Source organism: Pseudomonas sp. LF020, from assembly GCF_053456425.1.
This window is the reverse complement of the sequence record NZ_JBRFIX010000002.1, coordinates 236,956-259,460: the sequence shown is the minus strand read 5'-3', so window position 1 is coordinate 259,460 and position 22,505 is coordinate 236,956. Positions and strand designations below refer to the sequence as shown.

Annotated in this window: 20 protein-coding genes, 3 tRNA genes and 1 pseudogene; 12 read left to right on the top strand and 12 right to left on the bottom strand. The window is 58.5% G+C overall.

The genetic code is table 11. The features are described from left to right. Positions 1 to 55: 55 nt before the first annotated feature. The 11 genes from ACU680_RS05260 (at position 56) to msrA (ending at position 11,020) form a co-directional block, all read left to right on the top strand. Positions 56 to 2,509, top strand: a complete 2,454-nt coding sequence (locus tag ACU680_RS05260) for an autotransporter (RefSeq protein ID WP_448178844.1) — start codon at positions 56 to 58, stop codon at positions 2,507 to 2,509. Positions 2,510 to 2,624: 115 nt separating this feature from the next. Further along, positions 2,625 to 3,689 (top strand): NAD(P)H-dependent flavin oxidoreductase, encoded by a 1,065-nt coding sequence (locus ACU680_RS05255; protein WP_448178843.1) that lies wholly within the window; start codon positions 2,625 to 2,627, stop codon positions 3,687 to 3,689. Between the two features lie 169 nt (positions 3,690 to 3,858). Continuing rightward, positions 3,859 to 4,626, top strand: coding sequence for a molybdate ABC transporter substrate-binding protein (gene modA, locus ACU680_RS05250; protein ID WP_448178842.1), 768 nt, complete (start codon positions 3,859 to 3,861; stop codon positions 4,624 to 4,626). After that, positions 4,627 to 5,307, top strand: a complete 681-nt coding sequence (gene modB / locus ACU680_RS05245; protein WP_003225407.1) for a molybdate ABC transporter permease subunit — start codon at positions 4,627 to 4,629, stop codon at positions 5,305 to 5,307. A gap of 3 nt (positions 5,308 to 5,310) precedes the next feature. Next, positions 5,311 to 6,390, top strand: coding sequence for a molybdenum ABC transporter ATP-binding protein (gene modC, locus ACU680_RS05240; RefSeq protein WP_448178841.1), 1,080 nt, complete (start codon positions 5,311 to 5,313; stop codon positions 6,388 to 6,390). Positions 6,391 to 6,459: 69 nt separating this feature from the next. Then, positions 6,460 to 7,488 (top strand): DNA topoisomerase IB, encoded by a 1,029-nt coding sequence (locus ACU680_RS05235; RefSeq protein ID WP_007964936.1) that lies wholly within the window; start codon positions 6,460 to 6,462, stop codon positions 7,486 to 7,488. Between the two features lie 145 nt (positions 7,489 to 7,633). Next, complete coding sequence (locus ACU680_RS05230) at positions 7,634 to 9,259, top strand: ABC-F family ATP-binding cassette domain-containing protein (protein ID WP_448178840.1); 1,626 nt, start codon at positions 7,634 to 7,636, stop codon at positions 9,257 to 9,259. Positions 9,260 to 9,329: 70 nt separating this feature from the next. Beyond that, complete coding sequence (locus tag ACU680_RS05225; protein WP_007964938.1) at positions 9,330 to 9,560, top strand: hypothetical protein; 231 nt, start codon at positions 9,330 to 9,332, stop codon at positions 9,558 to 9,560. 122 nt (positions 9,561 to 9,682) lie between these two features. Next, entirely contained in the window at positions 9,683 to 9,913 is a 231-nt protein-coding gene (locus ACU680_RS05220) for a hypothetical protein (protein WP_007964939.1), read from the top strand. A 107-nt stretch (positions 9,914 to 10,020) separates the two neighbouring features. After that, complete coding sequence (locus ACU680_RS05215) at positions 10,021 to 10,305, top strand: hypothetical protein (RefSeq protein WP_047598549.1); 285 nt, start codon at positions 10,021 to 10,023, stop codon at positions 10,303 to 10,305. A gap of 208 nt (positions 10,306 to 10,513) precedes the next feature. Continuing rightward, positions 10,514 to 11,020, top strand: coding sequence for a peptide-methionine (S)-S-oxide reductase MsrA (gene msrA, locus ACU680_RS05210; RefSeq protein WP_448178839.1), 507 nt, complete (start codon positions 10,514 to 10,516; stop codon positions 11,018 to 11,020). A 422-nt stretch (positions 11,021 to 11,442) separates the two neighbouring features. On the opposite strand, the gene ACU680_RS05205 is transcribed toward msrA, so the two are convergent. The 11 genes and pseudogenes from ACU680_RS05205 to ACU680_RS05155 all read right to left on the bottom strand — a co-directional run bounded on the left by ACU680_RS05205 (position 11,443) and on the right by ACU680_RS05155 (position 19,262). Next, on the bottom strand, positions 11,443 to 11,697 hold the full coding sequence (locus ACU680_RS05205) for a hypothetical protein (protein ID WP_448178838.1): 255 nt from the start codon (positions 11,695 to 11,697) through the stop codon (positions 11,443 to 11,445). A gap of 301 nt (positions 11,698 to 11,998) precedes the next feature. After that, positions 11,999 to 12,085, bottom strand: a tRNA-Leu gene (locus ACU680_RS05200). 481 nt (positions 12,086 to 12,566) lie between these two features. Continuing rightward, a pseudogene (locus tag ACU680_RS05195) lies at positions 12,567 to 12,689 on the bottom strand (transposase); the annotation flags it as partial. A gap of 136 nt (positions 12,690 to 12,825) precedes the next feature. Then, complete coding sequence (locus ACU680_RS05190) at positions 12,826 to 14,307, bottom strand: carbohydrate binding domain-containing protein (protein ID WP_448178837.1); 1,482 nt, start codon at positions 14,305 to 14,307, stop codon at positions 12,826 to 12,828. 310 nt (positions 14,308 to 14,617) lie between these two features. Further along, positions 14,618 to 14,691 (bottom strand) — tRNA-Cys (locus tag ACU680_RS05185). A 45-nt stretch (positions 14,692 to 14,736) separates the two neighbouring features. Continuing rightward, positions 14,737 to 14,812: transfer RNA gene (locus tag ACU680_RS05180), tRNA-Gly, on the bottom strand. A gap of 60 nt (positions 14,813 to 14,872) precedes the next feature. Continuing rightward, the gene (gene pgsA / locus ACU680_RS05175) at positions 14,873 to 15,433 is read right to left on the bottom strand and encodes a CDP-diacylglycerol--glycerol-3-phosphate 3-phosphatidyltransferase (RefSeq protein WP_007965084.1); all 561 of its coding nucleotides are present in this window, start codon (positions 15,431 to 15,433) and stop codon (positions 14,873 to 14,875) included. A gap of 32 nt (positions 15,434 to 15,465) precedes the next feature. Next, positions 15,466 to 17,289, bottom strand: a complete 1,824-nt coding sequence (gene uvrC, locus ACU680_RS05170; RefSeq protein ID WP_123586495.1) for an excinuclease ABC subunit UvrC — start codon at positions 17,287 to 17,289, stop codon at positions 15,466 to 15,468. Between the two features lie 2 nt (positions 17,290 to 17,291). Next, positions 17,292 to 17,933, bottom strand: coding sequence for a response regulator transcription factor GacA (gacA, locus tag ACU680_RS05165; protein ID WP_024012761.1), 642 nt, complete (start codon positions 17,931 to 17,933; stop codon positions 17,292 to 17,294). Positions 17,934 to 18,060: 127 nt separating this feature from the next. Next, on the bottom strand, positions 18,061 to 18,504 hold the full coding sequence (locus ACU680_RS05160) for a GNAT family N-acetyltransferase (RefSeq protein WP_448178836.1): 444 nt from the start codon (positions 18,502 to 18,504) through the stop codon (positions 18,061 to 18,063). Then, positions 18,501 to 19,262 carry a carbon-nitrogen hydrolase family protein gene (locus ACU680_RS05155; protein WP_448178835.1) on the bottom strand — a complete coding sequence of 254 codons (762 nt, stop codon included), beginning with the start codon at positions 19,260 to 19,262 and terminating at the stop codon, positions 18,501 to 18,503. Before ACU680_RS05155 ends, ACU680_RS05160 begins: the two co-directional genes overlap by 4 nt. Before the next feature lie 616 nt (positions 19,263 to 19,878). Here ACU680_RS05155 and ACU680_RS05150 point away from each other — a divergent pair. After that, entirely contained in the window at positions 19,879 to 20,943 is a 1,065-nt protein-coding gene (locus ACU680_RS05150; protein ID WP_448178834.1) for a 3-deoxy-7-phosphoheptulonate synthase, read from the top strand. Between the two features lie 67 nt (positions 20,944 to 21,010). Here ACU680_RS05150 and ACU680_RS05145 read toward each other — a convergent pair whose 3' ends face one another. Continuing rightward, on the bottom strand, positions 21,011 to 22,189 hold the full coding sequence (locus ACU680_RS05145) for a hypothetical protein (RefSeq protein WP_448178833.1): 1,179 nt from the start codon (positions 22,187 to 22,189) through the stop codon (positions 21,011 to 21,013). Positions 22,190 to 22,505: the final 316 nt, after the last annotated feature.

Genomic DNA, 22,505 nt, shown 5'->3' with positions numbered 1-22,505 from the left:
CGGTCGAACTTTCGCTGCCATCCTGCTGAAAGCGGCCCTGTCGATGGAGCTGACAATGTCTTACCCGCGCTCGTTGCTTGCGATACTGATGCTGTGCCTGCTGACCGTTGGCGATGCCTGGGCAGCGTCCACCCCGGCGACCAAAGCCACTGCGGCCGACACCGCCCCTAGCGCGCCGGCGTGGCCGCAAGTGATCAGCAGCGGCAAGGCCAAACTGACCGTGTACCAGCCGCAACTCGACAGCTGGGATGGCTACACCCTCAATGCCCGGGCTGCCGTCGAAGCCACCGGCGCCGACGGCAAACCCACTTTCGGCATCGTCCAGTTCAGCGCGCACACCCTGGTCGACAAAGCCACGCGCTGGGTCGGACTGGATCAGTACAAGATTATCAAGGCCGATTTCCCCGCCGACGCCAGTCAGGCAAACGTCTGGCTCAGCGCATTGCAAAAAGATGCCGAAAGCCGCAAGAAAACCATTTCCCTCGATCAACTCGAAGCCGCTGTCGGCGTGCTGTCGGCCGAGCAGAAAGCCGACAGCGCACCACTGGAAAATACCCCGCCGGCGATCATCAGTTCCGACGTCCCGGCCCTGCTCGTCTACATCGATGGTGACGCCGTGTACCGTGCGGTCGACGGCACCGCGTTGCAGCGGGTGATCAACACCCGCCCGCTATTGCTCAAGGACGCCGAGGGCAAGCACTACCTGCATGTGTTCGATGGCTGGATGGTCGCTGACAGCCTCAGCGGCGAATACACTCGTCTGACCTCGCCGCCAGCCGATCTGGAGAAAGCCAAACAGGCGGCGATCCAGAGCCGTCAGGTCGACCTGCTGACCGGGCAGAGTGATCCGAAAGACAAAATTCCAAATCTGGCCAAACCGCCGCAGCCGAAAATCTTCATCGCCACCACGCCCACTGAGCTGATCGTCACCGACGGCGCAGCGCAGTGGCTACCGATTCAGGGCACCAGCCTGCTCTACGTGAGCAACACCACCGGGCACATCTTCAAGGAAATCGGTGACCAGAACAGTTACGTGCTGATCTCCGGGCGCTGGTTTCGCGCTGCCGACATGCGCGGCCCATGGACGTTTACCCCGGCGGACAAACTGCCGGCAGATTTCGCCAACATCCCGGACGACAGCCCGAAAGAGAACGTCAAGGCCTCGGTCGCCGGCACGCCACAGGCCAGGGAAGCCGCGATCGCGGCGACCATCCCGCAAACCTCGGCGATCAAGAAGAGCGCTGTGAAAATGACCGCGCCGCAGTTCGATGGCGAGCCGCAGTTGAAGGCGATCAACAGCACGCCGTTGCAGTACGTGGTCAACAGTGCCACCCCGATCATCCGCGTCGACAACGACAGTTGGTATGCGGTGGAAAACGCTATCTGGTTCACCGCCACTTCGGTGAACGGGCCATGGGCCGTGGCCAGTTCGGTGCCGGCGGTGATCTATTCGATCCCGCCGAGTTCACCGATGCATTACCTCACCTACGTCAAAGTCTATGAATCCAGCGGCGACACTGTGGTGGTCGGCTACACCCCGGGTTATCAGGGTTCGACGCTGGATCCGGCCACCGGTGTGGTGGTCTACGGCACCGGTTATCCGTACACGCCGTGGGTCGGCAGCGTCTGGTACGGGCCACCGGTGACCTACGGTTTCGGCGTCGCCATGCGCTACACGCCGTGGACTGGCTGGACCTTCGGCTTCGGTTTCGGCTGGAGCTGGGGCGGCAACACCGTAGCGATGGGTTGGGGCTGGGGTGCTTATCCGTGGTGGGGCAATTATGGCTGGGGTTACGCCTGGGGGCCGCGCCTGTATCCGGCGCCACTGGCCTGGGGCGGCGCCGCTTATGGTTATCGCGGCGGTGCTGTGGCCTGGGGCCCCGGTGGCTGGGCCGGCACCACCGGCAACATTTATCGGCAGTGGGGCGATCGCGCGACGGTGAGTCGTTATGGCGCCGGCTACAACGCCTGGACCGGCAATCGCTGGGCCGGTCAGGTCGGTTCTTCCTACAACTCGCGCACCGGCATTGCGGCGGCGGGCCAGCGCGGTGCCGTACACAATGTCTATAACGGCAATTATGCGGCCGGGCGCAGCGGTGAAGTGGTCGGGCCAAACGGTGGCGCCATCGCCGGTGGACGGGTGACCGCAGGCAACGCTCGCAATGGCACCCAGGTCAGCGCCAATCGTGGCGCGATATACAACCCCAACACCGACAAGACCACACAATATGGTGGCGTCAAGGGACGCAACGGCGGCGCCGCACGAGTGGGTGACAACGTCTACGCCGGGCACGACGGCAACGTCTACAAGAAGACCGACAATGGTTGGCAATCGATGGTCAAGGGCAGCCCGAACCGCACGGCACCGGTCAACAACAACGCGCAGTTGCAAAACCTCAATCGCGAATCCGCTGCACGCAACTTCGGCAATCAGCGAACCAACATCTTTCACGATTCCTCGCGATTGATGAACCACTCCTTTGGCGGCGGGGGATTTCATCGACGTTGAGGCCGCGCGATTGTCCTTGATCTGAAAAATTCGCACTGGCCCTGGGTCCGGTTTTGCTGTTAAAAAACCGGCTCTGCCGTCCCTGCCCCGTTTCATCGTTCGGAGAAGCGCTTCCATGAGCCAATGGCCTGACACTCGCATTCTTGACCTGCTCGGCATCGAGTTGCCGATCATCCAGGCCCCGATGGCCGGTGCCACGAACTCGTCCATGGTGATTGCCGTGTGCAACGCCGGTGGCTTGGGTTCGATGCCGGCCGCAATGCTGAGCATCGAGCAGTTGCGCGAAGAGCTGAAGACCATTCGCGAGCACACCCGCAATCCGTTCAACGTCAATTTTTTCTGCCACCAGCCACCGGCCGCCGATGAACAGCGCGCGCGAGACTGGAAAAACCTGCTGGAGCCGTATTACCGCGAGCTGGGCGTCGATTTCGACGCACCGACCCCGGTTTCCAATCGGGCGCCATTCGATGCGGCAGCGTGCGCCGTGCTCGAAGAGTTTCGTCCTGAGGTGGTGAGCTTTCACTTTGGCCTGCCGGAAAAATCCCTGCTGGATCGGGTCAAGGCCACAGGTGCGAAAATCCTCTCGTCCTCCACCACCGTCGATGAAGCGCTGTGGCTTGAGCAAAACGGTTGCGACGCGATCATCGCCATGGGTTACGAGGCTGGCGGGCATCGCGGGATGTTTCTCAGTGATGACCTGAGCAGCCAGGTCGGCACCTTTGCGCTGGTGCCGCAGATCGTCGATGCGGTGAAAGTGCCGGTAATCGCTGCCGGCGCCATTGCCGATGCGCGCGGAGTGGCTGCAGCATTGGTCCTGGGTGCGTCAGCGGCGCAGGTCGGTACCGCGTATCTGTTCACCCCGGAAGCGAAAGTCAGCGCTTCCCATCACCAGGCGCTACGCACCGCCAAGGAAAGCGAAACCGCGATTACCAACCTGTTCACCGGGCGCCCGGCTCGCGGCATTCTCAATCGGGTGATGCGCGATATCGGCCCGATGTCAGCGAAAGCCCCGGCCTTCCCGCTGGCCGGCGGGGCGCTGATGCCCTTGCGCACCAAAAACGAAGCGCAGTTCAGTAACCTCTGGGCCGGTCAGGCGTTCCCGCTGGGCAAGGAACTGAGCAGCGCCGATCTGACCCGGGAACTGGCGCAAGGCGCGCTGGCAAAACTGGTCCGGCGCTGATCCGATCCAGGATGAGGTACGGCGCAGCCTCATCCTGTATACAACAGCACTTCCTGTTTAGCGGCATTTCGCTATATATTTCGCTATATAGCGTTTCACCCCCTCGCATCGGTGCAGTCCACCCCCAACAATAACTGCCCTCTGCACACGCCAACAACGGAGCTGTTACATGACCATTCGTGCCTCACGTTTTGCCCCAACCTGCCTGGCCACCCTGCTTGCGGTATTCGCCTTCGGCGCCGCTCAGGCTGATGAAGTGCAAGTGGCTGTTGCCGCCAACTTCACTGCGCCGATCCAGGTAATTGCTGCCGATTTCGAAAAAGACACCGGGCACAAACTGGTCGCCGCTTACGGTGCCACCGGCCAGTTCTACACCCAGATCAAGAACGGCGCGCCGTTTGAAGTGTTCCTCTCGGCAGACGACACCACCCCGGAAAAACTGGAAAAAGAAGGCGACACCGTCAAGGGCTCGCGCTTCACCTACGCCATCGGCACCCTGGCCCTGTGGTCGGCGAAAGAAGGTTATGTCGACGCCAAAGGTGAAGTCCTGAAGAAGAACGAATACCAGCACCTGTCCATCGCCAATCCGAAAGCCGCGCCGTACGGTCTGGCCGCCACTCAAGTGCTGGAAAAACTCAAACTGACTGAAGCAACCAAAGCCAAGATCGTCGAAGGCCAGAACATCACCCAGGCCTACCAGTTTGTGTCCACCGGCAATGCCGAACTGGGCTTCGTCGCGCTGTCGCAGATCTACAAGGACGGCAAGGTCACCAGCGGTTCGGCGTGGATCGTTCCAGCGAGTATGCACGACCCGATCAAACAGGACGCAGTGATTCTGAACAAGGGCAAGGACAGCGCCGCTGCCAAGGCTCTGGTTGAATACCTCAAAGGCCCGAAAGCCGCTGCGGTGATCAAGTCCTACGGCTATCAGCTCTAAATGTCGCTGACGAGTGCCGATTTCGCGGCGATCTGGCTGACCCTGAAACTGGCGTCCCTGACCACCGCTATCCTGCTGGTCGTCGGCACTCCGATTGCCCTGTGGTTGTCGCGCAGCCGTTCCTGGCTGCGCGGCCCCATCGGCGCAATCGTCGCCCTGCCCCTCGTGCTGCCGCCGACCGTGATCGGCTTCTATCTGCTGCTGGCAATGGGACCCAATGGCTTTCTCGGCCACTTTACGCAATGGCTGGGCCTGGGCACTCTGACCTTCAGCTTTACCGGGCTGGTGATCGGTTCGGTGATTTATTCCATGCCGTTTGTGGTGCAACCGTTGCAGAACGCGTTCTCCGCCATCGGTACCCGCCCACTGGAGGTGGCCGCAACCTTGCGCGCCAATCCCTGGGACACTTTTTTTAGCGTGATCCTGCCGTTGGCCCGCCCCGGTTTTGTGACGGCGGCGATCCTCGGGTTCGCGCATACCGTCGGTGAATTCGGCGTGGTGCTGATGATCGGCGGCAACATTCCCGACAAAACCCGCGTGGTCTCGGTGCAGATCTATGACCATGTCGAGGCGATGGAATATGCCCAGGCCCATTGGCTGGCCGGGGCGATGCTGGTGTTTTCGTTTCTGGTGTTGCTGGCGCTCTACTCCAGCCGCAAGACCCGCGCGGGTTGGAGCTGATCGATGATTGATGCACGTCTGAAAATCGCTTATTCGGGTTTCAGCCTGGATGTCGATCTGCACTTGCCGGGGCGCGGTGTGACCGCGCTGTATGGCCATTCCGGTTCGGGCAAAACCACTTGCCTGCGCTGTATCGCCGGGCTTGAGCGCGCCGAGCAGGGTTTCATCCAGGTCAACGACGAAGTCTGGCAGGACAGCGAACGACGGATTTTTGTCCCGCCGCACAAACGTGCGCTGGGTTATGTATTCCAGGAGGCCAGCCTGTTCCCGCATCTGTCAGTGCTGGCCAACCTGCAGTTTGGTCTCAAGCGCATTGCCAGGGCCCAGCGCCGGGTCGACATGGCGCAAGCCACCGAACTGCTGGGCATCGGTCATTTGCTGGAGCGTCATCCGCAGCATCTGTCCGGCGGCGAACGCCAACGTGTCGGCATCGCCCGCGCACTGCTGACCAGCCCGAAACTGCTGCTGATGGATGAGCCGTTGGCTGCCCTCGACAGTCAGCGTAAAAACGAAATCCTGCCGTACCTGCAACGGCTGCATGATGAACTGGACATTCCGGTGCTCTATGTCAGCCACGCTCAGGATGAGGTCGCGCGACTGGCCGATCATCTGGTGTTGCTCAGCGACGGCAAGGCCCTGGCCAGCGGCTCGATTGGCGAAACCCTCGCGCGCCTTGATCTGCCAATGGCGATGGGCGACGACGCCGGGGTGATCATCGAAGGTCAGGTCAGTGCCTACGACGCCGATTATCAGTTGCTCAGCCTGCAACTGCCGGCCACCGAAATGAATATCCGCGTGACCCACGCACCCATGGCCGTGGGCCAGGCTTTGCGCGCCAAGGTGCACGCCCGTGACATCAGCCTGAGCCTCCACGACAGTGTGGCCAGCAGCATCCTCAATCGGTTGCCGGTCACTGTGATCAGCGAGCAGACGGCGGACAATACCGCGCATGTGCTGATTCGTCTGGACGCTGGTGGCACACCGCTGTTGGCACGGATCACGCGGTTTTCCCGGGATCAGCTTGGCATCCACCCGGGCCAGCATTTGTGGGCGCAGATCAAGGCCGTCGCCGTGCTGGCCTGAATTGGTTGGCACGACGGCCACGGCGCGCGGTCAATCGCTGTAACAGAGCGATTCGCCAAGGACACCGCCATGCCCGACACCGCACTAGCCGACGTCTTACCGCCCGACCTGCATTACGTCGACGATACCCAACCCGGCCTCACCCGTAAAAAGCTGCGTGGCAAGTTCGCCTATTTCGATCCGGCCGGGCAGCGCATCACCGACCCTGATGAGATCAAACGGATCAATTCGCTGGCAGTGCCGCCGGCCTACACCGATGTCTGGATCTGCGCCGATCCGCGTGGCCATTTGCAGGCCACCGGCCGCGATGCCCGGGGCCGCAAGCAGTATCGCTATCACCCGCGCTGGCGTGAGGTGCGTGATGCCGACAAGTACTCGCGCTTGCGTGAGTTCGGCCTGGCGCTGCCGAAGTTGCGCAAACAGCTCGAAACTCTGCTGGACGCACCCGGCTTCAGCCGTGACAAGGTCATGGCCACGGTCATCACGCTGCTCGACGCCACGCTGATCCGCGTCGGCAACACCCAATACGCGCGGGACAACCGCTCCTATGGCCTGACCACCCTGCGCAGCCGGCATGTCGAGGTCAACGGCAGCGCGATCCTGTTCCAGTTTCGCGGCAAAAGCGGCATCGAACACCAGATCACCGTCAAGGATCGTCGCCTGGCGCGCATCATCAAGCGCTGCCTGGAAATTCCCGGGCAGAATCTGTTCCAGTATCTGGACGAAAACGGCGAGCGACATACCGTCAGTTCACACGACGTCAACAGCTACCTGCAAACCCTCACCGGTGCCGATTTCACCGCCAAGGACTACCGCACCTGGGCCGGCAGCGCACTGGCCCTGGCGGTATTGCGCGAACTGCAATGGGAGTCGGAAGCCGAGGCGAAACGGCACGTGGTGGAGATGGTCAAGAACGTGTCCAAACAGCTGGGCAACACCCCGGCGGTGTGCCGCAAGTGCTACATCCATCCGGCCGTGGTTGAGCGCTTCCTGCTCGGTGCACTGGCCGAACTGCCTCGTCCGCGAGTGCGCAAGGGCTTGCGCTCCGAGGAAGTGGCGCTGGCGATGTTTCTCGAGCAAATGATGGATGCGCCTTGATCGCGGCGGACGGGTGATCTAGGCTAGCCACCTCTCCTCCTTCTGGACGACCGCAGACAGTGAACAATCAAGCCTTCTGAAAATGTAATCGCGACAAGCGCTGAATAGCGCCTGTCAGTCTTCACGACATTTTTCGGAGGTGCCGATGACTCACGTCTCGCGTACGCCTGCCCTCGTCTCCCTGAATCAAACCAGTTTTCAGTTCGCCAATGGCGAGGCGATTTTCAACGACCTGAATCTGCATTTCGATCACATCCACACTGCCATCGTCGGACGCAACGGCGTCGGCAAGAGCGTGCTGGCCAAGCTGATTGCCGGACATTTGCACCCGACTGCCGGCAGCGTGACGTGCTCGGTTCCATTGGCCTATGTAGCGCAAACATTCACCGCTGATGCGGGGCAGACCGTGGCCGATGCCACCGGCACCGCTGCCGCTCTTCGCGCATTGCAACGGCTGCAGTGTGGCGCGACGGCGGCGGAAGACTTCGACATCCTCGGCGAGCGCTGGGATCTGCCCGAACGTCTGCGCCAATCGCTGGATAACGCCGGTCTGCCAGACATTGCCGCCACGGATTTGACCCAACCACTGAGCGGCGGCCAGCAGGCGCGGCTGGCGTTGATCAGAGCGTTTCTGAGTCCGGCGCGCCTGTTGGTGCTGGATGAGCCGACCAATCATCTGGACGGCCCCGGCCGCGACTGGTTGATGAACCAACTGGAACGCTGGCGCGGCGGATTGATCGTCGTCAGTCACGACCGGCAATTGCTTGAGCGCATGCAACGTATCGTCGAGCTGACGCCGCTGGGTGTCACGGTGTACGGTGGCAATTTTTCCGCTTACCAGCAGCAACGACAGATCCATCAGGCAGCGGCGCAAGCGACGCTGGATCAGAGCCGAACCGAGCGCCGGCGCGAGCGGCAGCGTTTGCAAAACGAGCACGACACCATCCAGCGGCATGCCGCCCGCTCACTGCGCAATGCCAAAACCGCCAACGTCTCCGGTTTCGAGCGCGCCGGCCTGAAAGGTGCTGCGAGGCAGATCATGGGCCAGGTGCGTCATGGTCATCAACAGCGCAAATCCGAACTCGATGCACGGGTGCGCGATGCCTACGCCAAATTGCTCGCGGACGAGACGGTGTTGATGAACCTGCCCGGCAGCGCAGTGCCCGCTGCGCGCAGGGTCTGCTCGTTGATTGATGCGCGCCTGCCATGGCTGCCGGCGCAACCGTTCAATCTCGCGCTGAGCGGTCCTGTGCGCGTCGCAGTCAATGGTCCGAATGGCTGCGGCAAATCGACGTTGCTCAGAGTCCTCGCAGGTCAACTGCAGCCCGACAGTGGCGAGTGCATCACCCATGTTCCCGTGGCTTATCTGGACCAGCATCTGAAGCTGCTGGATGAACGTCTCAGCGTCATCGAGCAACTGTTGGCGCTGCAGAGTCCGTTGAGTGAAAGTACATTGCGCGGCCATCTGGCTCATCTGCAACTGGACGCGCAACGGGTCACCCGACCGAGCGCTTCACTGAGCGGCGGCGAACGCTTGAAAGCCGCGCTGGCGGTAGCCTTGTGGGGCAAGACACCTGCGCAATTGTTGCTGCTCGATGAACCGAGCAATCATCTGGATCTGGCATCGGTTCAGGCTTTCGAACAGGCATTGCAGACGTTTCCCGGCGCCATTGTCGCGGTTTCCCACGATTCTGAGTTTCTACAAGCATTGAAACCGACGCATCATCTGGATTGGCATGCCACAGAATGGCGGTTGCAACCGACGAACTGACTGGCTATTTTTTGCACGATCGGCCAAGGCTTCTATAGTTGATCTGACACCCATTTGCTGTGGTGACGCCATGGAAGACATCTTTGTCGTGAAGCGCTGCAACAAGATCATCATTCACGGCCGCCGCGCCGGTGAAAGCCAGCACGAGCCCGCCGAGGCCAGCAGTTGGTTTCGGATCAACGACACGCGCACCGGCGGCTTCATCGGCGATGGCTACGATCTTGAGGAGGATGCCCGACGCGAATGCCGACGGCTCAATGCGGCCAGCTCGCCGCTGCCGGCGCGACAATCGGCCGGCTGATGCAATTGACAGGCGGGGTCTATACTCAAAGCAGCTGACGGACCAGCGCCCCAACGGCAGAGAGCTCGCAGCCCGCGGGCTCTTTGCTGCCTCTCAACGGTTTTTCTGAACGGAGGTGTTCCATGTCCGAAAAAGAGTCCATCACCACCCTCCTCACTCTGCTCGACTCCCGTCAGGCTCGCCTGGCTGCGGCCTGCAAGGAAATCGCCGACTGGGTCGATCATCAAGGCGGCCATCCGACCGCCCTGCGCATCCGCGATCGTCTGAACGATATCGAAAAAGACACACCGCTGATCCGCAGCACCCTGTCGTCGCTACAACCGGTCGAGCGGCCACTGCCACGTTTCAGATGACTGCGCAGCGATAAACGACAGTCTCCGGGCGCGCCACTGGGCCGATCCGGCGAACGCCTGCGGTCGTGGGAGGTCAAAACCTGTACACGTCACCCAGGAGACTGTTCATGGTTATCCATTTCAAAACAGACGGACATCTGGCTTGTGGTCACAAGGGCAACAACCTGGCCTCCAGCCTGGAACTCAATCGCGTCAAATGCCGCAGCTGCCGCAACACCGACGCCTACAAAGAAGCACGCAAGACCCAGCGCAATGCCGCACGCCGCGCGGCGCGCCACACCAAGGCTGATCACGGCGCATCGAACTGGCGTTCGGAGTGGATCGAACGCCTGACCGCACTGGCCGGGCCGCAGCGCCTGCCACGGGGCTTTTTCGGGCAAGCGTTTGTATAACCGCTTGTGTCGTGTTTTTAGTCCATCACTCGATGTGAACTGCCCCGAATTCAGCGCTCGAACCCATCAATGCCCTGGCCTGAGCGTCAGGGCTTTTTGTTGAAAATACCGGATCGAGCCGTCCTTATCCCTGAGTCAAGCTTGCAAATAGCCAACGCGCCCTCATAACCAGCACCGTACCCACAGTCACCGAGAGGCAAAAAAGATCATGACCGGACAAACCGAAACCGCGATTCTCGCCGGCGGCTGCTTCTGGGGCATGCAGGACCTGCTGCGGCGCTATCCCGGCGTGCTGAAAACCCGCGTCGGTTACACCGGCGGCGAGGTCCCGAATGCCACCTACCGCAACCACGGCAACCACGCCGAAGCCATCGAGATCATTTTCGACCCGGCGGTGATCAGCTACCGGCAGATCCTCGAGTTCTTCTTCCAGATCCACGATCCGAGTACGCCTAACCGTCAAGGCAACGACCGTGGCCCCAGCTACCGTTCGGCGATCTATTACCTCAGCGAAGAGCAACGCGACATTGCCGAGGATACCGCCGCCGACGTTGACGCTTCCGGTCTCTGGCCGGGCCGAGTAGTCACCGAAATCGAACCTGCCGGGCCGTTCTGGGAAGCGGAACCTGAACATCAGGACTACCTGGAACGGATACCGAATGGCTACACCTGCCATTTCATCCGCCCGAACTGGAAGCTGCCCAAGCGCAGCTGAAACACACCTGCGTAATCACTCCACGCACGGCGCCGGCCTTAACGGAAGACCGGCGCTCGCGCACCTCTGGAATCGATCATTTTGGTGAGCCCTCCGTAGCACAGTTCAAGCGCCCGAGGATGAACATACGTTCATCGCAAGCATGGCTCAAAGCGTCTAGCCTGCGGGTTCCAACATAGTGCCTACAGGAGTACCCCACCATGTTCTCGCACGAAAGCCTCCCGCTGATTGCCATTTTCATCATCTTGCTGCTGTGCGTACTTGCGGCGTTTTTACACCCGGTTCACGCTTTCTATAGCTGGGTTCGCCGGCGAAGGGAAAGAGCGTCGACGCGGACTCAGGAAGAAGTAAATTCGCGCTGAGGTTTGCCCTGAGAAGCCCGGATACGTCCGGGCTTTTTGTTGTCCGCCAAAAACATAAGATTATTCAAGATGGTGAAGCAGGCTTGGTTCCGTAGCCACTTCGACCCGAGTGATTCCCATCACTTCCGCCTGCTGGAGAATCTCTTCAACGGTGGAGTCCGCAGTCGGCATGATCAAGCTGTTCTCACCATCGCCAAAATGTAGCTCGAGCAGATGCATTGCAGCATCCGCGACCGAAAGCTCCGACTGATTCAGCTGGAGCTGATGCGTACGGGGTGCGTCTTTGAATAAATATTGGATCGTGTAGTTACGCATGGATGACCTCTGAATGAAGGGACGACTCATTATCCCGACTTACCGGTCAACTTTTAGTTCAAGGAATCGGTGTCTGGCAGACGACGTGCGCTTGGTCGAATGGCGGGCACAAAAAAACCCGGAGCTCAGCCGGGTTTTCAATTGGTGTGTGATTCACGTTATCCATGCTCCCGCTCTGATGCGCTATGCATCTTCCCTTGAGATCGTTTCGACCCAGTGAATTGCATAGAGCGCCCAACAATTACAGGGTACAAATGATAAAGGCCTGCATGAGAAATCTCATGCAGGCCTTTGATATTCATGGTGCCCGAAGCCGGAATCGAACCGGCACGCCCTTACGAGCGGGGGATTTTAAGTCCCATGCGTCTACCAGTTTCGCCATTCGGGCGGTAGCGCTGTTGTAGTGCTCAAATCAGTCGACCAGAGAATCTGTCTGTGTTGAGCCTTTGAAGCAGAGCGGGAAATATATACATCACGTCCCGGTGAAGCAAGTTCACAGTGGCTGATTTCAAGACTAAATCTTGCAGCGCACTGAAAATAAAAAAGCTCAGTAAATCATGGATCTACGGAGCTTGTTTATAGTGGAGGCCGAGGTCGGAATCGAACCTGCGTAGACGGATTTGCGATCCACGCTACAAAGCTAAGTAGATCAATAGGTTAGCACGCATTTTGTTCCGCAAGCTACTGATTTCTGAAGCCCTCTAGGGTACGTCCCATCCAAAGGGGAATATCGTTGCGGAAATCTTTTCACGCCCCACCAATCGCGAGACAGGTAAACTCCTGGCTCGGTTGATAGCTATCTACCTGGTAGCTTGAACCCATTTTCAACCCTGTTTCCTGATGACCCAGCGGCGCAATGCGGACTCGACAACTGGACGACTCGACAACCCCGAGCGAACGGCTGGCTTCGACGTGGCTATAGCCCTGATCAAGCACGAGGCCTGCGGCCTCGCGTTGAATTCAGCGGAAAAGGAACGACGTTGCTTGGTCATCAGACACCTCTATCTGGCGAGCACTCTCGCCTAAATGGGTGTCCGGTTTCATTAGAGCACTACACAGTACGTGCGATTTACTGGCGATCAGGGTGGGAGGCAAGACAGAAGAGGCCACAGATCTGTGGCCCCATATTCAAATGTCTAAAGCCGGGTTTCCAGGATTGGCAATCACCAGGCGTCCCACATGGTAATCATTGCCATTGCTGTCATTTTCATGACTGATCACCTCCAGATTTGTCGGCCCCGCTCCCGCGGTGAAGTTCCCTGTTATTGTCACCCATTCATCTGTAGTTATCAGCTCTACCACGCCACTGATGTCTTTACCGTCAACGCTCAATGAGAGCTTTGGTGTACTAAACTTCCCGATCACCCGCTTGGCGCGGATCAGAAACGAATACTCTTGCCCTGGTTCCAATCCAACCAGAGTTTTCTTCAGGATAGTGCCGGCATGCGCTTTGTTCGCAGCTGTTTTAAAATAAAGACCTTTAGTTTTTTGCTTCGCGTAATCGACAAGTTGACAGTCATGTCCGACGGGCCCGGCTTCCCAGTGGTTCCAGTCGCCATCAGTAAACATCGTTTTATCGACGAATTCGGATACCTGGGGCTGCTCTTCCACTCCGGAGTTACTATTCCCAGGTTGCTCAGCACTGTTATTCCCAGTGTCTTTTTTCGCATCATGTTCATGACAACGACAAGCGTGTTTTTCTCCTTTGCTGCTCGGTGCGCAGGACTCAACCAGACCTTTCAGTACGTCGGCCAACGTATTAACCGCTTTGACAATCTCGGGGAGTTGCTCGCAGAGATTACTATTTCCTGAAGCGGTTTTATCTGGCTTATCGACAGGATCTTTACCTTCCAACTTATCGGCCTCTTCTTTCTTCTCTTCTACACTTTCCTGATGGGGTACCTTGCTGGCGCAGATAGCGTTTTTCAGTACTTGGGAGAAATCAGCAATGCCTTTGGTGTAAATATAATGTTCACCGCCGGTGCGTAATGCAAGACGCTTGTACTCCTTAACCATGGCCTCTTCATCAGCAGGTGTAGGGTAAGGCAGAGTATGGTGCGGAGTTCCCAGATAGGAGTGAACCTTGACAGTATGGGCCAGTGCGGTGTCGATGGCATCATCACAGGCTTTAATGCGCTCTGCATTCAGTACCATCTCTCCGCCGTACAGGCTTTCATCTCCCAATACGAAGAGATTTCTTTCCGCCCCTTTGCGCCAGTCAAAATATTTGATGATGTCTTCGGCAGCCGGCGCTACATCCTCCTGTGCCGGATTACCGACGGCACTGGCTTTTCGGCCTTTGATCTTACCGTCGTCGACCCCAAGCGTCCCGGTAAGATAGCTACGTGCGCTCTTATCAAATTTTGAATTGCCAAAAGTACCCTCAATTCCAAGAAACTCAACACGTAAATCCGAAGGACAAGCTTTACTTGCCTCCTCGATTGCCGCATTGAGCCTTGCACTGAGCGCGGATGCTTCATCCTTCATTGAGTTACTAGAGTCAATTAAAAAGACTAGGTCGACCTTTTTCGTATTATCAGTGGCGGTCACTTGCACGCTCCTTGAAAAATTAAAATTTCCTTCCTCTTCCGGGCTATCGATCAGCTGCATCACTATGAACCCGAACGCGCAAATTAGATTAGGCCAGCGACGTAGTTGCACAACCCTTTAATTGAAATTGTTAAATAACGTCAGGTTCAAGGGCTCACTTGTAGCAGCAACATATTTCTTCTGAAATCGTTTCTTGACAGCCACCTGACGTCAACTCAGCAGCACCACCACGAAAAAAACCTAAAGCCCCAATAAAACCACGTAGCCAGCACGATAGGTTGCGGAACACCCTCAAGAATTGCGGAACACCCCACTTTTTCGCAGGCAATAAAAAACCCCGTAGATCATTGATCTACGGGGTTTTTAATAGTGGAGGCCGAGGTCGGAATCGAACCGGCGTAGGTGGATTTGCAATCCACTGCATAACCATTTTGCTACTCGGCCTCAAACGATCGCTGTTTAGTAGCACAACAACAACCGCGTACAAACTGGAGCGGGAAACGAGACTCGAACTCGCGACCCCGACCTTGGCAAGGTCGTGCTCTACCAACTGAGCTATTCCCGCTTGGTGTGGCGCATTCTATAGATTTCAGATGCCCCGTCAACCCTTTGATTCAAAAAAGTTTTATTTCTTTTCAACGTCGGTTTTCAGATGCGGCCAGGCGGCCCGCAGGTATTGAACCATCGACCACAATGTCAGGCCTGCCGAGATCATCAGCAAGGAGTAACCCAGCAAGACCCAGAAGCTGAAGTCGCGGGGATTGGCCAGCAGGATCACCAGCGCCAGCATCTGCGCTGCGGTTTTCCACTTGCCGAGATTGGACACTGCTACATGAGCGCGGGCACCCAGTTCGGCCATCCATTCACGCAAGGCCGACACGACAATCTCGCGGCCGATGATGACGGCTGCGGGAAGTGTCAGCCACAAGTTACCGTGTTCCTGCACCAGCAATACCAGGGCGACCGCCACCATCAGCTTGTCGGCAACCGGATCGAGGAATGCGCCAAACGGCGTACTTTGTTCCAGGCGGCGGGCCAGATAGCCATCCAGCCAGTCAGTTGCCGCCGCAAAGGCGAATACCGAGGCGGAGGCCATGTAGCTCCACTGGTAAGGCAGGTAAAACAACAAAATGAAGATCGGGATGAGCAGGACGCGGAGAACGGTAATCAGATTAGGGATATTCATCGGCACAACTGGCTACGAGGTGAGTTGGCATTCTACTCGCTATGCAGGTTTGCATAAATCGACTCTGCGAGCTTTTTACTGATCCCCGGTGCTTTGGCGATCTCTTCGATGCTTGCACGAGACAGCTCCTGCAATCCACCAAAATGTTTCAACAAGTCCCGACGCCGGGTCGGCCCGACACCCGCAACGCCTTCCAGCGTCGAGGTGCGGCGGGTCTTGCCGCGCCGCGCACGGTGGCCGGTAATTGCGAAGCGGTGAGCTTCGTCACGTATCTGCTGAATCAGGTGCAGTGCCGGTGAGTCACCGCGCAGGGTGAACTCATGGGCGGCATCATTAAGATACAAAGTTTCGAAGCCGGCCTTGCGTGTTGCGCCCTTGGCCACACCCAGCAGGATCAGATCCGGCACCGCCAATTCATTGAGCACGTCACGGGCCATCGACAACTGACCTTTGCCGCCGTCGACCAGCAGAATGTCCGGCAGCTTGCCCTCCCCGTCCTTCAGTTTGCTGAAGCGCCGAGTCAACGCCTGATGCATGGCCGCATAGTCATCGCCCGCCGTGACGCCTTCAATGTTGTAGCGACGATAGTCGGACTTGATTGCGCCTTCCGGGCCGAACACGACACAGGAAGCGACGGTGGCCTCACCACTGGAATGACTGATGTCATAACACTCAAGACGCTGTGGCGGCTCATCCAGATTCAGCACTTCAGCCAGCGCATCGAAGCGCGCTGCCGTGTGTTGACGGTTGGCCAGGCGCGCGCCCAGCGCTTGCTCGGCATTGGTGACCGCCAACTGCTGCCAGCGCGCCCGTGTGCCACGCACCCGAAGGCTGATGGTCAGTTCACGACCGCGCAACTCGTGGATGGCTTCGATCAGGGCTGTGGCGTCTTCCGGTACCACATTGACGATCAACTCGCTGGGCAGGTCGCGCTCCGGACTGCTGATGTAGTACTGACCGAGAAACGCCGCCATGACTTCGGCAACTTCCTCTTCGATACCAACCTGCGGAAAGAAGTTCTTGCTGCCCAATACACGACCGCCACGCACGCTGATCAGATGGACACAAGCGCCGCCCGGGTTGACGAAGGCTGCAATGACATCAATGTCGCCCGTGCCGCCTTCCATGCTTTGCTGATCCTGGACCCGGCGCAGCAAGGCAATCTGGTCACGCAACTCGGCGGCGCGCTCGAATTCCAGATTGATCGCCGCCTCTTCCATAGCGGTTGACAGCTCATTGGTCAGGGCGTGACTGCGCCCCTCGAGAAACATCACCGAATGGCGCACATCCTCGGCGTAGACCTCGGGTTCGACCAGGCCGACACAAGGCGCCTTGCAACGCTTGATCTGATATTGAAGACACGGGCGCGTGCGATTCTTGTAGTAACTGTCTTCGCACTGACGGACGAAAAAGGTCTTCTGCAAGAGGCTGAGACTTTCGCGAATCGCCCCGGCGCTCGGGTAGGGGCCGAAATACTTGCCCTTGGCCTTCTTCGCGCCACGGTGGATGCTCAGACGAGGGAATTGGCCGTCAGACAGAAAGACATAGGGATAGGACTTATCGTCGCGCAACAGAATGTTGTACGGCGGCCGCCACTCCTTGATCAGCGTCTGCTCAAGCAGCAACGCCTCGGTTTCGTTGGCGGTGATGGTCGTTTCGACCTGCGCGATACGCCCGACCAGCGCAGCGGTTTTCGGCGCCAGCCCGGTCTTGCGAAAATAGCTGGCAAGGCGTTTCTTGAGGTTCTTGGCCTTGCCGACATACAGCAGGCGCGCCTCGCTGTCGAACATGCGATAGACGCCGGGACGCCCACTGACTGTCGCCAGAAAGGCGCCGGAATCGAATGCTTCAGTCATGATCAGGCGCTGGCATCAACCATGCCGTGGCGTACTGCCAACAGCGTCAGCTCTACGTCGCTGCTGATCGACAGTTTTTCGAAGATCCGGTAGCGGTAAGTGTTCACCGTTTTCGGCGACAGACAAAGTTTGTCGGAGATGATCTGCACTTTCTGGCAGCCGACAATCATCAAGGCTATCTGGATTTCCCGTTCGGACAAGGCATCGAAAGGTGAATCGTTGGTTGGCTGGAACGATTTGATCGCCAGTTGCTGGGCAATCTGCGGGCTGATGTAACGCTGCCCGGCAAATACCAGCCGGATCGCCTGAACCATTTCCGGCAATCCAGCGCCCTTGGTCAGGTAGCCGGCGGCGCCTGCCTGCAACAGACGTGTAGGAAACGGATCCTCCTCACACACCGTGACAGCGACAACCTTGATATCCGGATGACTGCGCAACAGTTTGCGCGTGGCCTCGAGACCACCGATACCGGGCATCTTGACGTCCATCAGAACCACATCGGGTTTCAACTCACGAGCCTTGATCAGGGATTCTTCCCCGGACTCGGCCTGTCCAACCACCTGCAAGCCATCGATATCGGCCAGCATACGTGTAATGCCTGTACGAACGAGATCATGGTCATCGACCACTAGCACCCTAATCAAGCAGACACCTCGCGATATGGTCTTATTGGGATGCCGGACACCTTAGCAAAAAGTGCCGGACAGACCTAGCGGCAAGCGTCATTTAAAAAGTTTCAATTCATCATCGAGGGCTTGCCGGCCGTGGGTTTCAGAGCACAGGTGTACCGAAATCGAGCTGCATCCTCAGGAAACACTCGTCCTCGCCACACACCTTGAAGCCTTTTCTCTTATACAGACTTTGCGCCGGATTATTTTTGAATACTGTCAAACGCAGTGCCTGGAGTTTTTCGCCACAAGCCAGGGCGACAACCTGATCAATCGCCCAGGATCCCGCACCCTGCCTGCGAGAGGTCTCGGCTATCTGCAGCTCGCGTATGTACAAGGCTCGGCGATCGCGACTGAGACTGAAAAATCCCACAGGAATTTCACCAAGAAGGATCAGCCAGTTGTCCCGGCCATCCCAGGCAACGTCGAATGCTTCGTCCTGCCACAGCAGATCATGGGCAATGTAATAGCGCAGCATGTTCTGACACGTCAGCTCTCGGGCAAATACCCGATCAGCCGGTTCGGCGCGACGCAAACGGTAAGTCATTGCCCCACCACCACGGGTACTACCCGTCCCTGCCATTCGCCGGCATCACGTCGCGCGACGACCAACAGTTCACCAGGGCCTGGCGCGGCGGCGACCAGCGTGCCATTTTCAGACCAGACTGCACTGCGACCCGCCGATTGCCATCCACCCGTGAGCCCGGCGTGATTGGCCATCAGCACCGCCATTGAGTGGTTTTGGGCATAGCCCTGCAGTATTGCGCTATCTACGCCATAACCTTTCTCGCCAATCAGCACGCCTGCTGCGTACAGGTCGGCGCCAACCTCGGCGGCCGCTGCCGTGTGACTGGCGTGGGAAAAATCAGCACAGACCGCCAGCGCGACGGTATCGCTGGCTATCCGCAAGGTAGAACCACCAGCCCCAGAGGCATAAAAGAGTTCTTCGCCACTGTGCAAATGTTGTTTGCTGTAAACCTTGAGAGAACCGTCCCCGGCTAACGTCAGCGCGCCGATCAATACCTGCGCACTGTCCTCGTGGCGAATCGGCATGCCGACGACAGCGGTGAGGCCCAGTTCGCGAGCGCAATCGCGCAAGGGTTGCAGCACCGTGTCCTGCGGATCGATTGCCAGGTCGGCGGCCATCTGGCCTTCGTAGCCTGTCAGCGACAGCTCCGGGAACACCAGCAGCTCGACGCCCTGCTCAGCCGCCACGGCCATGAAGCGCAAATGACGGGCGATGTTCGCCGCCAGATCACCGGCAACGGAAAACGATTGGGCTGCAGCAATGCTGAACCTCGACATTATTCATCCTTGGGCTTGCGCAAAATCTCAGTGTGTCACAACGTCCGAGGCACCAGAACGATAGGTAACGCCTTTAATGAGCGATAGCAATTTCTGATTGCTCAGGCGTACGGGCCTCTAGTAAGCTCGGCGCATTCATCGGAGACAAATCATGTTCAACGCCCTCTCACAGCTTCGTTCCGCCAGCGCCCTGCGCTCGGTTGCGGCTGCCCGGGCGAATGACGTGTGCGCTCCAGAGAGCTTTTATTTTGGGTATTGGTTTAGCCACTGGCGCGCCTGATACCCACACGGCGCCCATGAAAACGGGTCGCCTACCAGAGAATTCTCAACCCCCGGTCGGCCTCCCGACCGGGGGTTTTGTTTTTTCAGGCCCGAAATTTTTCAGCAACACACCAGACACTTTGAGGAATCACCACATGAACTACTCCACTTATTACCGTTACGACACTTTTACCGCCTGGCGATTTAGCAGCCTCCGCTCGGGACAGCCTGCCGCCTCCGATCGGTCACCCACAGGTGGCAAGCACTCACACGCAGCCAATACGGCCAATTGTCGAACACCCCAGTAGGGCCGAGTGAGCGGGAAGCACCCGCCGCCAGCCCAGGAATCCCGAATATGAACTCGTCTGTTTCTGCTCTGCCACTGACCACCCTGAACTCTGCCAACGAAGCACTGACCCTGCGTCTGCCCAGCTCGTTACAGCTCAAACAGCAATTGCCCCTGAGCAATGCCCTCGCCCAGCAAGTCGCAGCCCACCGCCAGGCGGTCCGCGCGATTCTCAATGGCGAAGACCATCGTCTGCTGGTCGTTGTCGGCCCTTGCTCGATTCATGACCCGCGCTCCGCACTCGAATACGCCGAAAAACTTTCCCGCCTGGCCCATGAAGTCAGCGACGAGATGTTGCTGGTGATGCGCGCCTACATCGAAAAACCACGCACCACCGTCGGCTGGAAAGGCCTGGCGTACGACCCGCACCTCGATGGCAGCGATGACATGGCCACCGGCCTGACCCTGTCGCGTGAATTGATGCTTGAGATGATCCGCCTGGGACTGCCCATCGCGACCGAGCTGCTGCAACCAATGGCCGCCGGCTACTTCGACGACCTGCTCAGTTGGGTTGCCATCGGTGCACGCACCACCGAGTCGCAGATCCATCGGGAAATGGCCAGCGGCCTGAGCATGCCCGTTGGCTTCAAGAACGGCACCGACGGTGGCGTAACCGTGGCGGTCGATGCCATGCGTTCGGCAGCCCACCCGCATCGACACTTCGGCGTCGACAGCCAAGGGCACCCGGCAATCACTCAGACACCCGGCAATCCCGATACGCACCTGGTACTGCGCGGTGGTCATCAAGGCCCGAACTACGATCGCGAAAGCGTCGCCCGGGTACATGCCGACCTGAACCGCCTGAAGATACCGAGCCGTATCATGGTCGACTGCAGCCACGCGAACAGCGGCAAGGATCCACTGCGCCAGCCTGACGTGTTCAACGAGGTGCTCGAACAACGCCTGCAAGGTGATCGCACCTTGATCGGCATGATGATCGAATCCCATCTGTTCGAGGGCTGTCAGCCTTTGAGCCCTACCCTGCGCTATGGCGTATCGGTCACCGATGGTTGCCTGGGGTTCAGTGCAACGGAGCAGTTGTTGTCGAACGCAGCCAAACGGCTTAAAACCTGACGGTCAGAACCGCCTTTGCGGGTCGAATCAAAAACCCGCAAAGGTCGAACCATCGCTCAATCCAGGGTTACGCCCGCACCCGAATGCGGGTAATACCGGAAGCCTGACTGGCATCATCCAGTCGCTCCACCAAATACGATACCTGCACTACGGTTTCCCGATGCTCGCGCCAGAAGCGGTACGGCACGATGAATACCAGAGGTTGCCCGGCGTTTTCCCGAGTGATGTCCCGGTCATCGCGATGACTGAAGTACTCGCCATCGCATTTCAGGTACACCAACTCTCCTTCCTCGGCCTGGGCATCGCCAATCACCACGGTAACCCCGTCCACGGTGTCTGCGGCCTCCAGCTCACCGTCTTGTGCTTCCAGCACCTGGGGTGCCGCAAGATCTCCTCGAATCAACGGTGCGATCAGAACTCGCGAGTTCACGGAGTTCCTCACCTGCACCGCTGCTGATTCAACCCGGTAACTGACGCTCACCTCTTGTGTGGAATGAGCCGAGATGCGATCGGCGGTTATCCAGAAAGACAGCGCCTGACCAACGGTAAACGGTTCTACGATCAGCACATCATTGAACACCGGCATCCCCTCGGCGCCCTGCCAGGACAGGCTGATGCGGTCACCGGCAGCCATCCGGGCATAGGGCCGGACGATGACACTTGTCCCCTGCGGAACACGGGATGGGTCGAGCGTTCCACCGACTGTTTCTTCAATGATTGGTGCAAGCAGCCCAGGCTCGGGATCGCCCACATCCAGCTGCAGGCGACGGGATGACACCGGTTGGGACAGTGCAACGCTGTGCAGCGTCCAGTAAACCTCCAGTGAGCCACGCTCCAGCGCCGCAACGTGCTGACCTTTTATGACAAAGACGATTTCCGCGCCCACCTGACCTTCGCTTACCGAGCGAGTGGCTTCATGACTATAAGCCAGTCCTTCATCGTCGAGCCCTTGCCAGCTCAGCACCAGTTTGTCGCCGCAGAGCATGTTCGGATATGGCGCAATCCTGACGAAGGCGTTGCTCAGAGAAGGATCAAGCATCCCGCCCTCCAACACTTCGATCACCGGGGCAGACAGGTACAAGGCTGGCGATGACGCCGGTGCAGGTATCGGCCGATAGCTGAATTCGAGATTTTCACCGTCCACCTTCAGGCTCAGATGGCCAGCCCCCTCGGTGGCAAACGACAAGGGGAAGGCATTTGCTGCCGGCATTGCACAAGACTCGCTAGTGACTTCGTAGATAGACATTCGCAGCTCCATTCCTTGGATAGAACGCCACCATCGAGGCAGCGTCGAACGAATTCCATTGAACATCATCCAGCGAATGGGCGAAGTCAGCCCGAAGCCCTGCACCCCCGAGGTAAACACGCCGCACGACGTAGGCAGACGGCAGCGAATCGGTCCATACGCGGCAAAAGATTGCCAAATGTTCCGACTAGCCCCTCAAGCAGAAACGAAAATTCGCACCATTTTTAGTCCAGATTCCCCTCCACTCCGAGGATTTTTCAGACATCGCCAACCCGCAGGCCTGTTTTACAGTGGCACGCACCAACCACTGACCAGC